The following is a 14295-nucleotide window of genomic DNA, read 5'->3' as shown; positions in this document are numbered from 1 at the left end:
GGTTTGCAGTGTCGGGAAGTGCAGGGAAGTGCAAAGAGTTTGTAAATTCATCAGGCCGGGTGAGTGGAGGACTCACCCGGCTTGACGCTAGGCTATGGCGTTCTCTTCAAGCTGGCGCATAAACTGGCGAACCCAGTCGATCCGTGCTTTACGCTCGCCCAACTCCTGCATGAATTTCAGGCGTGTTGGACCATCCAGACGGAAGTGCTGCGGTTGTTTTTGCAGTAAACCAATTAGCCAGACCGGGTTAACGTGGTTTTTCTCGGCAAACTCAATAGTACCGCCTTTTTCATTGCCTTCGAGCTTTCTGATCCCCAGTTTCTGCGCCTGCTGGCGTAAACGGGCAATATCCAGCAACGTCCGGGCCGGGTCGGGCAGCAGGCCAAAACGGTCTATCAGCTCGACCTTAATTTCTTCCAGCTCGATTTCGCCTTTTGCACTGGCAATGCGCTTGTAGAACGACAGTCGCGTGTTGACATCCGGGATATAGTTATCCGGCAGAAGCGATGGCATGCGCAGTTCGACTTCGGTTTGCTGGCTGGTGAGATCTTCCAGCGACGGTTCACGCCCTTCTTTGAGCGCATCGACAGCGTTTTCCAGCAGCTCCATATACAGTGAGAAACCGATACTTTCCATGGAGCCACTTTGATCTTCGCCCAGCAGTTCCCCTGCGCCACGAATTTCGAGGTCGTGGGTCGCCAGCGCAAAACCTGCACCTAAATCTTCCAGCGAGGCGATGGCTTCCAGGCGTTTTTGTGCGTCGGTGGTCATCGCTTTTGGATGCGGCGTTAGCAGCCAGGCGTATGCCTGATGGTGTGAGCGTCCCACACGACCCCGTAGCTGATGCAATTGCGCTAAACCGAAGTGGTCAGCTCGTTCAATGATGATGGTGTTGGCAGTGGGAATGTCGATCCCGGTTTCGATAATGGTGGTACATACCAGCACGTTAAAACGCTGATGGTGGAAATCGTTCATCACGCGTTCCAGTTCGCGCTCGCGCATTTGCCCGTGGCCGATACCAATGCGCGCTTCCGGCACCAGTTCCGCTAATCGGTCAGCGGTTTTCTGGATATTTTCGACGTCGTTAAAGAGATAATAAACTTGTCCCCCGCGCATAACTTCACGCAGGATAGCCTCGCGTACCACCAGGTTGTCATATTCGCGCACGAAGGTTTTGACCGCCAGACGACGAGCGGGCGGTGTGGCGATGATCGACAGATCGCGCATGCCGCTCATCGCCATGTTGAGCGTGCGTGGAATTGGCGTTGCTGTCAGAGTCAGAATATCTACATCCGCGCGCATTGCCTTGATACGCTCTTTGTGGCGAACGCCGAAACGGTGCTCTTCATCGACAATCAGCAGCCCCAGATCTTTTAGCTTCACATCCGCTTGCAGCAGTTTGTGAGTGCCGATGAGAATATCGATTTTACCTTCGGCAACCTGCTCCAGAATCTGCGCTTGCTCTTTGGCGCTACGGAAACGGGACAGCATCTCAATGCGTACCGGCCAGTTGGCAAAGCGGTCGCGGAAGTTGTCGAAGTGCTGCTGAGCGAGCAGGGTGGTCGGTACCAACACGGCAACCTGCTTGTGATTCTCTACGGCGAGAAAGGCGGCACGCATCGCGACTTCGGTTTTACCAAAGCCGACATCGCCACACACCAGGCGGTCCATGGCCAGTGGTTGACACATATCGCTGAGTACCGCGTTGATCGCCTGCGCCTGGTCGGGCGTGGTTTCAAACGGGAAGCTGTCGCAAAACAGCTGGTACTGTTCACGGTCATGCTTAAAGGCAAAGCCTTCTTTCGCTGCGCGCTGGGCATAAATATCCAGCAGCTCTGCCGCGACATCGCGGACTTTCTCAGCGGCTTTCTGTCGGGCGCGTGACCAGGCATCACCGCCCAGTTTATGCAGCGGCGCATTCTCTTCCGCGCCGCCGGCGTAGCGGCTTATCAGATGCAGCGACGACACCGGCACATACAGTTTGGCGTCGTTGGCATAGGTGAGCATCAGGTATTCACCGGTAATGCCGCCTGCTTCCAGCGTGGTCATACCGGCATAGCGACCCACGCCGTGCTCCAGATGCACCACTGGCTGACCGGGATGCAGCTCCGCGAGGTTACGAATTAACGTGTCCGGGTTGATGGTGCGACGAGAATCCTGGCGGCGACGCGCCACACGTTCACCGAGCAGATCGCTTTCACAAATCAGCGCCAGATTGCGTTTGCTATCGATGAAGCCGTGCTCGGCTGAGCCAATCATCAGATAACGACCGTTGTCTACGGCTTCGTCGAGTCGCAATATCCGCTTCGGCGCGACTTTGATGCGGGCGAGTAGTTCGCCTAGCGCTTCCCGGCGTCCTTCACTTTCCACCGAGAAAATTACCGGACCGGTAAAGCCTTCAAGGAATTTACGTAATGCATCTAACGGTGCTTTTTGCTGTGCCTGAACGGCGATATCCGGCAGCTTCTGGAACCCGAGGTTGGTATTCGCCGCTTTCTTCGGCAGACTCTCGGTTTTCAGCTGAACACGCGGCCAGCGTTTAAGTTCAGAAAACAGCTCATCAACCCGCAGCCACAGCGATTCCGGTGGCAGAAGCGGGCGCATCGGATCAACACCGCGATTCTCAAAGCGTGACAGGGTATCGGCCTGGAAGCGTGCTGCGCTGGTCTCGATATCGCCGGTATTTACCAACAACGTATTGGCGGGGAAGTAGCTGAACAGCGGCGGCAGCGGCTCGCTGAAAAACAGCGGTTGCCAGTATTCAATCCCCGTAGGTAATGTGCCTTTGCTGACCTGTTGATAAATATGCTCGGCGTCGCGTTTCACCTCAAAAGTATCACGCCACTGACTACGGAACAGTTCGATGGCCGTTTTGTCAGTCGGGAATTCGTGTGCGGGCAGCAAATTAATGGCATCGACTTCTTCCAGCGTGCGCTGAGTGTCAGTATCAAACAGACGCAGGCTGTCGATTTCGTCATCAAAGAAATCCAGACGATAAGGCAATTCGCTGCCCATCGGGAACAGATCTAACAATGCGCCACGCGTGGCGTATTCGCCGTGTTCCATGACCTGATCAACATGGCGGTAGCCAGCACTGTCCAGTTGTTCGCGCAGGGCGTCGCGCGAAAGCCGCTGGCCTTTTTTCATGACCAGCGCATGACCGTGCAGATAGCTGTGCGGACAGACACGCTGCATCAGCGTATTTACCGGAACGATCAGCACGCCGCGCTGCATGGCGGGCAGTTGATACAGTGTGGAGAGCCGTGAGGAGATAATCTCCTGATGGGGAGAAAAGCTGTCATAGGGAAGCGTTTCCCAGTCGGGCAGGTTCATCACCATCTGGTCAGTAAACTGACGAATTTCATCATGCAGACGCAAAGCATTTTGCATGTCCGGCGCGATCAGCACCACTGGACCCGCGTGACGTTCGGCGATTTCGGCGACCAGCGTTGCGCAGGCGGCACCCGTAAGCTCACCCAACTGGCGCTGATCGGAAGCGCCCGTTGGGAGCGTGTAACGATGTTGTTCAGGCATTCGGTTGTCAGGATCTCATTTAGATATACATCTGATAAGCAATGTTCTTTATTATCCGTGATCGTTTCTCATAAGCAAATTGATTCGCCCCCGAATGGGGGCAAAAAGCGCGTAGGGGTTAGCGCGAGGCGGGCGATAAAGAGGGCGGGGAAAAGAGCAGATCGGCCACGGTTTTTTGTGAAATCTTACGCACCAGCAGGCCAAACAGGGTGCACAGCAGCAGGCAGGCGAACGGATACACCAGTAGCAGGGCCAGCTCCGCGTATGCAGGCCAGGCGGCATGATTGATTTTGGGGATAAGCGTTAAGCTGAACAGCTCAACCAGAATACGGTGTGTGGTGTAGATGGCGATGGTATTGGCGCCAATCACGCTTAACGGACTGGACGCGCGCATGCCAAAGTGGAGCTCAAACTGATAAAACAGCTTCATGATCAGCACAATGGAAAGGAGAGAAAGCAATAGCGAGACATTTGCCAGCCACGCGATGATGGCGACGATTGTGCAACCCAGAACAATGACCGCATGACGGCGCAGGGGCACCTCCTTGATCCACGCCATCAGCGTTGCGCCAAACCATGCGCCGAGGCTATACCAGGGCAAATTGCGAATCACGCTGTTCATTCCCCACCACGGGGTCGGGAAAAAATTGATCGCCACGCTCAGCGCCACAAATAACGCTAACAGCGGCATCGCCCAACGGCTGAAAATTTTACACAGAACAAAATAGACAATCAGCGCGTACAGATACCACAGGCTGGTGCTGGCGGTCAGCATCCCGTGGGTAAAACCCGCAATCGAATCCGCATAAGCGGCGTTGGCGGCATGGGTCAGATCGCGCTGCGGGGCGAGCCAGTTATTGAGCGTCACCAACGCCAACCATTGCACCACTCCCCAAAGCACCAGCACCCAGGCGATACTCCAGATCCGTTTATCCACGCAGGTTGTCCACGGGACGTTATCGATGTAGCGGCGAATCAGATACCCCGAAATAAAGAAAAACACCGGCATGCGAAACGGTGCCAGGTACAAATTGAGGTAAATCCAGCATTTGCTCAACACCTCTGACAGTGGATGCTGAAAAGTGGTGAGGTGCGGGTAAAATGTGATCACCGAGTGGTAAATCACTACCAGGCAAATGCATAACCCCTTGATTTGATTAATCCATAGTTCTTTTTTATTCATTGAGACGGCGCATCCATATTGATTGCAATAGCCTGCCATCCTGCGCAACCCGCCGTGCGCTGTAATGCGTAACTGTCTGCATTTTGTTTTTTTAGGATAAAGGTCAGGGATTAGGGTTGCAGGGGAGAGGGACAACTTTAGCGGTTTGATTTATTTATACTTTTAAGAATAGTGCTGACGAACACTTACGGTTCAGTCATTTACCCATTCCGCTTTCGCTTATATACTCGTGACTTTGCTAACAGCAACCAGACGGATTTCATGTACCAACCTGTCGCACTATTCATCGGCCTGCGTTATATGCGTGGGCGTGCAGCAGATCGCTTCGGTCGCTTCGTTTCCTGGCTCTCCACCATTGGCATTACTCTCGGGGTAATGGCGCTGGTTACGGTGTTGTCGGTGATGAACGGTTTCGAGCGCGAGCTGCAAAACAATATTCTTGGCCTGATGCCTCAGGCCGTCCTCTCGTCTGAACAGGGTTCTCTAAACCCGCAACAGCTACCGGAAAAAGCGGTGGTGTTGAACGGTGTCAACCGCGTCGCACCGATAACCACGGGGGATGTGGTACTGCAAAGTGCGCGTAGCGTGGCAGTCGGCGTGATGCTGGGTATTGACCCGGCGCAAAAAGATCCATTAACGCCATATCTGGTCAATGTGAAGCAAACAGATCTGCAGCCGGGTAAGTATAATGTCATCCTCGGAGAGCAGCTTGCCGGGCAACTGGGTGTTAATCGTGGCGATCAAATTCGCGTGATGGTGCCCTCAGCCAGCCAGTTTACCCCCATGGGGCGTCTGCCGAGCCAGCGTCTGTTTACGGTAATTGGCACCTTCGCCGCCAACAGCGAAGTCGACGGCTACCAGATGCTGACCAACATCCAGGATGCGTCACGTCTGATGCGTTACCCGGTGGGCAATATTACCGGCTGGCGTCTGTGGCTCAACGAACCGTTAAAGGTTGATACGCTGAGCCAGCAAACGCTGCCGCAAGGCACCAAATGGCAGGACTGGCGCGAGCGCAAAGGGGAATTGTTCCAGGCCGTGCGTATGGAGAAAAACATGATGGGGCTGCTGCTTAGCCTGATCGTGGCGGTGGCGGCATTTAATATTATTACCTCGCTGGGTCTGATGGTAATGGAGAAGCAAGGGGAAGTGGCGATTCTACAAACGCAGGGGCTGACGCCGCGGCAGATAATGATGGTGTTTATGGTGCAGGGGGCCAGTGCCGGGATTATCGGCGCGCTGCTGGGTGCGGTGCTGGGCGCATTACTCGCCAGTCAACTGAACAACCTGATGCCAATTATCGGTGTGCTTCTGGATGGGGCTGCGCTGCCGGTCGCCATTGAGCCGCTGCAGGTTATCGTCATTGCGCTGGTGGCGATGGCCATCGCGCTGCTGTCTACGCTTTATCCTTCCTGGCGCGCTGCCGCCACTCAACCCGCTGAGGCTTTACGTTATGAATAAGATCCTGCTGCAATGCGACAACCTGTGCAAACGCTATCAGGAAGGCACAGTGCAGACCGATGTACTGCACGATGTCAGTTTTTGCGTCGGTGAAGGTGAGATGATGGCGATTGTCGGCAGCTCCGGTTCCGGTAAGAGTACGTTGCTGCATCTGTTAGGCGGGCTGGATACGCCAACTTCCGGCGATGTCATTTTTAGCGGTCAGCCGATGAGCAAACTCTCGTCGGCGGCGAAAGCGGAACTGCGCAATCAGAAGCTGGGCTTCATTTATCAGTTCCACCATCTGCTGCCGGACTTTACCGCGCTGGAAAACGTGGCGATGCCGTTGCTGATCGGCAAGAAAAAACCGGCTGAAATCACCGAGCGCGCACGGGATATGCTGAAAGCAGTAGGGCTGGACCATCGTGCCAGCCATCGTCCGTCTGAACTGTCAGGCGGTGAACGCCAGCGCGTGGCCATCGCTCGTGCGCTGGTGAATAACCCGCGCCTGGTACTGGCGGATGAGCCAACGGGTAACCTTGATGCGCGTAACGCGGACAGCATTTTCGAGCTTCTGGGTGAGCTGAACCGCTCTCAGGGCACGGCATTTTTGGTGGTGACACACGATCTGCAACTGGCGAAGCGCATGAGCCGCCAGCTTGAAATGCGCGATGGTCGCCTGACGGCTGAACTGAGCCTGATGGGAGCTGAGTAATGGCTTCGCCTTTATCGTTATTGATTGGTTTGCGTTTTAGCCGTGGTCGGCGGCGCGGCGGCATGGTCTCGCTGATTTCCGTGATTTCCACCGTTGGCATTGCGTTGGGCGTCGCGGTGTTGATCGTCGGCTTAAGCGCCATGAACGGATTTGAGCGTGAGCTTAACAACCGTATTCTGGCCGTGGTGCCGCACGGTGAGATTGAAGCCGTGAATCAGCCGTGGAATAACTGGCAGGAAGCGCTCGACAAGGTACAGAAGGTACCAGGCATTGCTGCTGCGGCGCCTTATATTAACTTTACCGGGCTGGTGGAGAGTGGGGCGAACCTACGCGCAGTGCAGGTGAAGGGCGTTGATCCGCAGCAGGAGCAGCGTTTAAGCGCGCTACCCTCGTTTGTGCAAAACCACGCATGGGATAATTTCAAAGCGGGTGAGCAACAAATCATTATTGGTAAGGGAATTGCCGATGCGCTGAAGGTGAAGCAGGGCGACTGGGTATCGATTATGATCCCTAACGCCAGTGCGGATCATAAGTTACAGCAGCCTAAACGCGTGCGTTTGCACGTCACGGGGATACTGCAACTGAGCGGTCAGCTCGATCACAGCTTTGCCATGATCCCAATGGAAGATGCGCAGCAATACCTGGATATGGGATCCAGCGTTTCCGGGATCGCGCTGAAAGTGAACGACGTGTTTAACGCTAATAAGCTGGTGCGAGACGCGGGTGAAGTCACCAATAACTATGTGTACATTAAGAGCTGGATCGGTACTTACGGTTATATGTATCGCGATATCCAGATGATCCGCGCCATTATGTATCTGGCGATGGTGCTGGTGATTGGCGTGGCCTGTTTTAATATCGTTTCCACGTTAGTGATGGCGGTAAAAGACAAAAGCGGCGATATTGCGGTATTAAGAACCCTGGGGGCTAAAGATGGCCTTATACGTGCCATTTTTGTCTGGTACGGCCTGCTGGCGGGTCTGTTCGGTAGCCTGATAGGCGTCGTCATTGGGGTGGTTGTCTCGCTGCAACTGACGCCGATCATTAACGGGATTGAAGCTCTTATCGGCCATCAGTTCCTGTCCGGCGATATCTATTTCATTGACTTCCTGCCATCGGAATTACACTGGCTGGATGTGATTTACGTGCTGGTGACAGCACTCGTGCTGAGTCTTTTGGCAAGTTGGTATCCGGCGCGTCGCGCCAGCAATATTGATCCTGCGAGAGTACTTAGCGGCCAATAACAATATATACACGAAAGCATTCATGCGGCGGTAAGGCGGCAAACCGAAATCTCCACGAGCATAGATAACGATGTGACTGGAGGGTGAGGGCGCAGCCGACCCCAAGGCATCTTGAAGGATGACGTGTATCAAGGAGCGGTGATGTATTACGGATTTGACATCGGCGGGACCAAAATTGCGCTTGGCGTGTTTGATAAGCAACGTCGTTTGCAATGGGAAACACGCGTCCCTACGCCTCGCGACAGCTATGACGCTTTCCTTGATGCGGTCTGCAATCTGGTGACGGAAGCGGACCAGCGGTTCGGCGTTAAAGGTTCGGTAGGCATCGGCATTCCTGGCATGCCGGAAACGGAAGACGGCACGCTGTATGCGGCCAACGTTCCTGCTGCCAGTGGTAAGCCGCTCCGCGCCGATCTCAGCGCTCGCCTTGACCGCGATGTGCGTCTGGATAACGATGCTAACTGTTTTGCCCTCTCCGAAGCCTGGGATGACGAGTTCACCCAATACCCACTCGTTATGGGGTTGATCCTCGGCACCGGTGTTGGCGGCGGTCTGGTGCTTAACGGGAAATCTATCACCGGGCGCAGCTATATCACCGGCGAGTTTGGTCATATTCGTTTGCCAGTCGATGCGCTGACGTTGATGGGCTTTGATTTCCCATTGCGCCGCTGCGGGTGCGGTCAACTGGGATGCATCGAAAGCTATCTTTCCGGCGGTGGATTTGCGTGGTTGTATCAGCATTACTACCATCAATCGCTGGATGCCCGTGAAATTATCGCGCTGTGGGAGCAGGGTGATGAACAAGCACGTGCCCATGTTGAACGCTATCTGGATTTGCTGGCGGTGTGCCTTGGGAATATCCTGACTATCGTCGATCCTGATTTGGTGGTGATTGGCGGAGGCTTGTCGAATTTTACCGCTATTACGACGCAACTGGCGGACCGACTGCCACGTCATCTGCTGCCGGTTGCCCGGGTGCCGCGTATTGAGCAGGCGCGACACGGTGATGCGGGCGGGATGCGCGGAGCCGCTTTCCTACATCTTACCGATTAATACAAAGAGGTTGTTATGCTGTCGCGCCGGGGTCATCGGTTAAGCCGCTTTCGTAAAAATAAACGCCATATGCGCGATCGCCTGCGTCAACGAATCTTTTTCAGAGACAGAGTGGTGCCTGAATTGATGGAAAAACCAAGAGTGCTGGTACTGACGGGAGCGGGAATCTCCGCTGAGTCAGGAATTCGAACCTTTCGCGCGGCGGATGGTCTCTGGGAAGAACATCGGGTAGAGGACGTTGCGACTCCGGAAGGATTTAGTCGTAATCCGCAACTGGTCCAGTCGTTTTATAACGCCCGTCGTCATCAGTTGCAACAATCAGAAATCCAGCCTAACGCGGCGCATATCGCGCTGGCAAAACTCGAAGCCGAGCTGGGCGACCGTTTTTTACTGGTGACGCAGAACATTGATAACCTGCATGAACGTGCGGGCAGCCAGAACGTAATCCATATGCACGGCGAACTGCTCAAGGTTCGCTGTTCGCAAAGCGGGCAGATTCTGGAGTGGACTGGCGATGTGACTGCGGAAGATAAATGCCATTGTTGCCAGTTTCCGGCGCCGCTGCGCCCGCACGTGGTGTGGTTTGGTGAAATGCCGCTGGGCATGGATGAAATTTATATGGCACTGGCAATGGCCGATGTGTTCATTGCGATTGGTACATCGGGCCATGTATACCCGGCAGCGGGGTTTGTGCATGAAGCTCGACTACATGGGGCGCATACGGTAGAGCTAAATCTCGAACCGAGCCAGGTAGGAAGCGAGTTTGAAGAGAAGTATTACGGTCCGGCAAGCCAGGTGGTGCCTGAGTTTGTTGAGAAGTTATTGAAAGGACAGTGATTTTTTTGCCCGATACGCGCAGCGCTATCGGGCATTCCTTACAACGCTGAATTAACGTCCTGCTTTCAGCTTCTGATAATACTCTTCATAGATAGCGCTGGCGGAACCGACATCGTTCTGCCATTCCCCTTTGTTGATGGTTTCTGCATCAGGGTAGAGGGTTTTATCGTTCGCGACTTCAGGGCTTAACAGCTTACGTGCTGCCAGGTTTGGCGTCGGATAACCGATGGTTTCCGCGACTTCTTTCGCCACGTCCGGGCGTAGCAGGAAGTTAATCAGCTTCAGCGCAGCTTCTTTATTTTTTGCGTTCGCTGGAATAGACAGGCTGTCCATCCAGAAAATCCCACCTTCTTTCGGCCATACCACTTCCAGCGGAGTACCTGCCTGACGCGCAACATACGCGGAGCCGTTCCACACCATCCCCAGATTGACTTCGCCTTCCATATACGGGTTGGCCGGGTTGTCAGAGTTAAATGCCGCGACGTTAGGCATCAGCTTCTTCAACTCGTTATAGGCGGCTTCAATCTCTTTAGGATCGGTGGTATTGCCGGAGTATCCCAGCTTGCGCAGCGCCATCTGGAACACTTCACGCGCATCATCCGTTAACAGCAGGCTACCTTTGTACTCCGGTTTCCACAGATCGGCCCAGCTGGTTACTGTTTTCGGGTCGATGGCATCGCTATTGATGCCAATGGCCGTCGCACCCCAGATATACGGGATAGAGTAGTCATTGTTGGGGTCGAATGGCTTGTTGAGCATTTCCGGATCGAGGTTGTGGAAGTTGGTCAACGTCGACTTGTCGATCTTCTGGATCATGCCTTCTTTGCGCATTTTATCGACGTAATAGGTGGACGGAACCACCAGATCGTATGCGCCGTCTTTATAGGTTTTGAGCTTGGCGTACATGGTTTCGTTCGACTCGTAGGTCGAATAGATAACCTTAATGCCAGTCTCTTTGGTGAACTGCTCCAGCAGTCCAGGCGGGACATATTCGGTCCAGTTATAGAAATAGAGCGTGTTGTTGTCATTAGCGTGAGCGGCGCTCATGCCCAGTGCCAGAGCACCCGCCGCGAGCAGGTGGCGTGACCATTTTTTCATCATTTAACGTCCCCTGAATTAAGGGCCTTAGCGGCCCTTGGTTTTATCACGTGCAATAAGCTGGCTGGCAATCACCATAACCAGCGACAGAACCAACAAAATGGTCGCCAGCGCGTTCACCTCTGGTGATACGCCGACTTTTACCATTGAGTAGATTTTTAACGGCAAAATTTCATAACCAGGCCCGGTGACGAAGGACGACACGACGACATCATCCATCGACAACGTAAAGCTCAGCAACCAGCCGGCAGCCACTGCAGGCATTGCCAGAGGCAGTATAATCTTGCGCAGAATAGTCACTTCACTGGCGCCAAGATCTTTGGCGGCTTCAAGCATTCGTACATCAAAACCTTTCAGACGTGAGTAAACCGTCACCACCACAAAAGGTAGACAAAAAGTGATATGCGAGAACAGCAGTGACCAGAAACCCAGTTGAATGCCGATCAGCATAAACAGCACCAGCAAAGAAATCGCCATTACGATATCCGGCGACATCATCACCACGAACAGCATGCCGCTGACAAACGGTTTACCGCGAAAACGGTAGCGGTACAGTGCAACCGCTGTGAGTGAGCCGATCAGCGTGGCAAACGTGGCGGATAGCACTGCCATCGTCAGCGAGTGTTGCGCTGCCTGTAGCAGGCTATCGTTGTTCATCAGCAGGCCGTACCATTTGGTGGTAAAACCTTGCCAGTTGATGCCAAAGCGCGAGCTGTTAAAGGAGTTCACAATCAAAATAATGATTGGAATATACAGATACGCGTAGATGGCGGTCATAAAACCGCCTCTGAGCAGCCGACCGATCATTCGCGTTTCACCTTCTTGTTCAGAAGGCGCGATGTTTTCAGAGTATTGAAAATAATCAACTTTTTCTCTTCTCCAAAATCTCTCCAAAACTTCCCGCCAAAACAGATAGCCAAAAAAGAAGCAGCTATCACTAAGGCCGCGAATTTTACAACAATTTTTAGGATGATCGGGAAAAAAAGGCCATTTAAATGACCCGCTTTACCCATTCCTGACTGCGAGTGGCGGTATAGCAATCGGTTCAGGGAACAATTAGCGCACGCTGCCGCTGTGGTGGTAAAGAGGAGGTACTTGACTGCAAAGCCACGAAAGAGCATGGCGTCCCAGTGTTTGAAACCTGTGAACGCTGCTGGGAGCATGCTTAATGAAGGGTAACGAAATTGACGGGAATAGTGGTTTTTGGGATATCAATTTCCTGGACCGGTGGTAACAAAAAACAGAAAACACCAGAACGGTGTTTTACGCTATCTACAGCGTAAATTTCTTGAATCACCCTGTTTTACGACACAAGAATTTACCTTTAATGACACCGTCAAAGAAACGGCCTTTAGATTGCACTGTGAGAAAAGAGTTATAGATGCTTTCTGGAACGCCCACATACTGGAAAGTTGAAGAATTTACGAACCCTATCTCCAGAATCTTTTCTAATGGGTAGTAACCAATAAATTTTATTTTTGATGAAATCATTGCCTGTCGTTGCATTTTTTCTCCTTCAATTTTTTTAATTTTCCTTCTCTGATAATACACTGATATGAAACAAAAGGAGCATAGTTTTGTAAATGTTATGGCTGTTTCAGAATTTACTGGTTGGATGAAATGATTTTCTTTGTTGCTTTAATTTCCTGAACTGCGAAAAATAGCACGAAAATTCGTTGCTGGATTTTTAGGGATTGAAACGGGCTTTCCTTTAAGTAACTGATAAATATATTCTATTTTATTTTTCGTTATCCAGGGGACGACCGGCTGTATGTTATTGCTGGTGAACAGAACTCATTGATTATGCTGTCTCAGTTTCCATTTCTAAGATTTTGCGAAAAATTAAATGAAAAAATAACTTGCTATTGTTTGTGGGGTGTGTGATTAATGAGGGGTTGGTTAGGTACACAGACCCATTAAAGCGGTTTAGTAAAGCAGTTCTCATCTCAAGCGTTATCCACAGATAATCCTTTCTTTTGAGCCTTCTTATCGTTACTAATTAGATTGTGTGCGAAGCCCTTTTCGCCGTAAGGCTACATAGAATTTAAGGAATTACCTGTGTCTAATAAAATGACTGGTTTAGTAAAATGGTTTAACGAGTCTAAAGGTTTTGGTTTTATTACCCCTGACAATGGTAGTAAAGATGTGTTTGTACACTTCTCTGCTATTCAGAGTGGTGGCTTCAAAACGCTGAATGAAGGCCAAAAAGTTGAGTTCAGCATTACTGCTGGTGCAAAAGGGCCGTCAGCTGAAAACGTTGTAGCTGCCTGATATTTTTCCTGATGTAAACCAATATACGATAGCGAAGACGGTGAATGCCTGAGTAGATATATTGGTTTTTCAGAAACTCAACATCTGTCAACATAAAGCTGAACAGATGTCTGAGTCTAATTATTGGGTAGAACAGTTGAAATGATTATTTTATAAATGTCATTTGTTGTTTTACCTCTGTAGTTTTTCTTGCACGCTTAAGTGCATTCGTAAAAGCTAACAACATCCCAAAAATCGCTGGTGCTATAATATAAAGAAAATTATATTATTTTAGATTCCTCATGTGAACTGATAAGAAATATTTATTTTTTATTGCTTTTAATAGTGAGTTGTAACCTGATACTGAAAACCAAGAGAAATTAATAGTTAAATAGATCTTTTGGATATCACTGCGGTAGTGAGTGTTGTAGCAAATAAAGGCTAACATCATGACCGACCATATTTATTTTAAGTGCCCTTGTTGTCATGGGTCACAGTACAGAACTTCCCATTTTGATGTGACTGAGAAAAATCCCTTTGGTGCAAAGTGTATTTTTTGTAAATCATCAATGATCACACCTGATAACTATGCGCCATATACTTCCAGTAAATCAAATGAACAGGTGTTGCGAAAGTAACATTTGGCTCTGACCTTCCAGTTAAGGCGGCAAGATTCATTATCATTGCCAGGCACTGGTTTAAGTCCAACAAGGGCCGTCAGTCTGCTACTACCTCATCGAATTGAGCGGGCGACTTTTGAATTTGCAGGAGACGAGGGTTTGATCCTCTATGGTTACACTATGAATAAAAACCTCGTTCTAACGGGGTTTTGTCATTTCAGGGTTATCTGTGCAACATACAAGTAAGTTGGGCAAAGAATTGTATTTTTTGTTTTGCTATTAACATCATGTCTGATGTGTAACGGTATTACTAATAACCAT

The 14295-nt window shown here is 51.3% G+C and carries 12 protein-coding genes and 1 pseudogene; 8 read left to right on the top strand and 5 right to left on the bottom strand.

The features are described from left to right. Positions 1 to 87: 87 nt before the first annotated feature. Both mfd and HV237_RS14605 read right to left on the bottom strand, forming a co-directional pair. Positions 88 to 3534, bottom strand: coding sequence for a transcription-repair coupling factor (mfd, locus tag HV237_RS14610; protein ID WP_047359321.1), 3447 nt, complete (start codon positions 3532 to 3534; stop codon positions 88 to 90). Positions 3535 to 3652: 118 nt separating this feature from the next. Next, the gene (locus HV237_RS14605) at positions 3653 to 4717 is read right to left on the bottom strand and encodes an acyltransferase family protein (RefSeq protein ID WP_047359320.1); all 1065 of its coding nucleotides are present in this window, start codon (positions 4715 to 4717) and stop codon (positions 3653 to 3655) included. Between the two features lie 261 nt (positions 4718 to 4978). On the opposite strand from HV237_RS14605, the gene lolC reads away from it, so the two are divergent. The 5 genes from lolC (at position 4979) to cobB (ending at position 10006) form a co-directional block, all read left to right on the top strand. After that, positions 4979 to 6178, top strand: coding sequence for a lipoprotein-releasing ABC transporter permease subunit LolC (gene lolC, locus HV237_RS14600; protein ID WP_003030806.1), 1200 nt, complete (start codon positions 4979 to 4981; stop codon positions 6176 to 6178). After that, positions 6171 to 6872 (top strand): lipoprotein-releasing ABC transporter ATP-binding protein LolD, encoded by a 702-nt coding sequence (gene lolD / locus HV237_RS14595; RefSeq protein WP_003832278.1) that lies wholly within the window; start codon positions 6171 to 6173, stop codon positions 6870 to 6872. Before lolC ends, lolD begins: the two co-directional genes overlap by 8 nt. Next, on the top strand, positions 6872 to 8116 hold the full coding sequence (lolE, locus tag HV237_RS14590; RefSeq protein ID WP_016152683.1) for a lipoprotein-releasing ABC transporter permease subunit LolE: 1245 nt from the start codon (positions 6872 to 6874) through the stop codon (positions 8114 to 8116). The genes lolD and lolE overlap by 1 nt, the downstream gene beginning before the upstream one ends. 141 nt (positions 8117 to 8257) lie before the next feature. After that, entirely contained in the window at positions 8258 to 9169 is a 912-nt protein-coding gene (gene nagK / locus HV237_RS14585) for an N-acetylglucosamine kinase (protein ID WP_016152684.1), read from the top strand. A 15-nt stretch (positions 9170 to 9184) separates the two neighbouring features. Then, complete coding sequence (gene cobB / locus HV237_RS14580; RefSeq protein ID WP_047359319.1) at positions 9185 to 10006, top strand: Sir2 family NAD+-dependent deacetylase; 822 nt, start codon at positions 9185 to 9187, stop codon at positions 10004 to 10006. A 51-nt stretch (positions 10007 to 10057) separates the two neighbouring features. Here cobB and potD read toward each other — a convergent pair whose 3' ends face one another. Both potD and potC read right to left on the bottom strand, forming a co-directional pair. Beyond that, positions 10058 to 11104 (bottom strand): spermidine/putrescine ABC transporter substrate-binding protein PotD, encoded by a 1047-nt coding sequence (potD, locus tag HV237_RS14575; protein WP_046274797.1) that lies wholly within the window; start codon positions 11102 to 11104, stop codon positions 10058 to 10060. A gap of 27 nt (positions 11105 to 11131) precedes the next feature. Continuing rightward, positions 11132 to 11911, bottom strand: coding sequence for a spermidine/putrescine ABC transporter permease PotC (gene potC, locus HV237_RS14570; protein WP_003030794.1), 780 nt, complete (start codon positions 11909 to 11911; stop codon positions 11132 to 11134). Between the two features lie 239 nt (positions 11912 to 12150). Here potC and HV237_RS14565 point away from each other — a divergent pair. After that, positions 12151 to 12258, top strand: a pseudogene (locus HV237_RS14565) (antitermination protein); the annotation flags it as partial. A gap of 139 nt (positions 12259 to 12397) precedes the next feature. On the opposite strand, the gene HV237_RS14560 reads toward HV237_RS14565, so the two are convergent. Beyond that, positions 12398 to 12610, bottom strand: coding sequence for a KTSC domain-containing protein (locus HV237_RS14560; protein WP_016152687.1), 213 nt, complete (start codon positions 12608 to 12610; stop codon positions 12398 to 12400). A 552-nt stretch (positions 12611 to 13162) separates the two neighbouring features. On the opposite strand from HV237_RS14560, the gene HV237_RS14555 reads away from it, so the two are divergent. Next, the gene (locus tag HV237_RS14555) at positions 13163 to 13375 is read left to right on the top strand and encodes a cold-shock protein (RefSeq protein ID WP_005127641.1); all 213 of its coding nucleotides are present in this window, start codon (positions 13163 to 13165) and stop codon (positions 13373 to 13375) included. 428 nt (positions 13376 to 13803) lie between these two features. Continuing rightward, on the top strand, positions 13804 to 13992 hold the full coding sequence (locus HV237_RS14550) for a cold-shock protein (RefSeq protein WP_071600303.1): 189 nt from the start codon (positions 13804 to 13806) through the stop codon (positions 13990 to 13992). Positions 13993 to 14295 lie beyond the last annotated feature (303 nt).

This window comes from Citrobacter sp. RHBSTW-00570, from assembly GCF_013739755.1.
GTDB lineage: Bacteria > Pseudomonadota > Gammaproteobacteria > Enterobacterales > Enterobacteriaceae > Citrobacter > Citrobacter braakii.
The sequence above is the reverse complement of the archived record's forward strand: the minus strand, read 5'-3'. Positions and strand labels throughout refer to the sequence as shown.

Excerpts from the sequence above, each read along its gene's own strand:
- mfd (WP_047359321.1), bottom strand. The coding sequence starts at position 3,534 with ATGCCTGAACAACATCGTTACACGCTCCCAACGGGCGCTTCCGATCAG.
- HV237_RS14605 (WP_047359320.1), bottom strand. The coding sequence starts at position 4,717 with ATGAATAAAAAAGAACTATGGATTAATCAAATCAAGGGGTTATGCATT.
- lolC (WP_003030806.1), top strand. The coding sequence starts at position 4,979 with ATGTACCAACCTGTCGCACTATTCATCGGCCTGCGTTATATGCGTGGG.
- lolD (WP_003832278.1), top strand. The coding sequence starts at position 6,171 with ATGAATAAGATCCTGCTGCAATGCGACAACCTGTGCAAACGCTATCAG.
- lolE (WP_016152683.1), top strand. The coding sequence starts at position 6,872 with ATGGCTTCGCCTTTATCGTTATTGATTGGTTTGCGTTTTAGCCGTGGT.
- nagK (WP_016152684.1), top strand. The coding sequence starts at position 8,258 with ATGTATTACGGATTTGACATCGGCGGGACCAAAATTGCGCTTGGCGTG.
- cobB (WP_047359319.1), top strand. The coding sequence starts at position 9,185 with ATGCTGTCGCGCCGGGGTCATCGGTTAAGCCGCTTTCGTAAAAATAAA.
- potD (WP_046274797.1), bottom strand. The coding sequence starts at position 11,104 with ATGAAAAAATGGTCACGCCACCTGCTCGCGGCGGGTGCTCTGGCACTG.
- potC (WP_003030794.1), bottom strand. The coding sequence starts at position 11,911 with ATGATCGGTCGGCTGCTCAGAGGCGGTTTTATGACCGCCATCTACGCG.
- HV237_RS14560 (WP_016152687.1), bottom strand. The coding sequence starts at position 12,610 with ATGCAACGACAGGCAATGATTTCATCAAAAATAAAATTTATTGGTTAC.
- HV237_RS14550 (WP_071600303.1), top strand. The coding sequence starts at position 13,804 with ATGACCGACCATATTTATTTTAAGTGCCCTTGTTGTCATGGGTCACAG.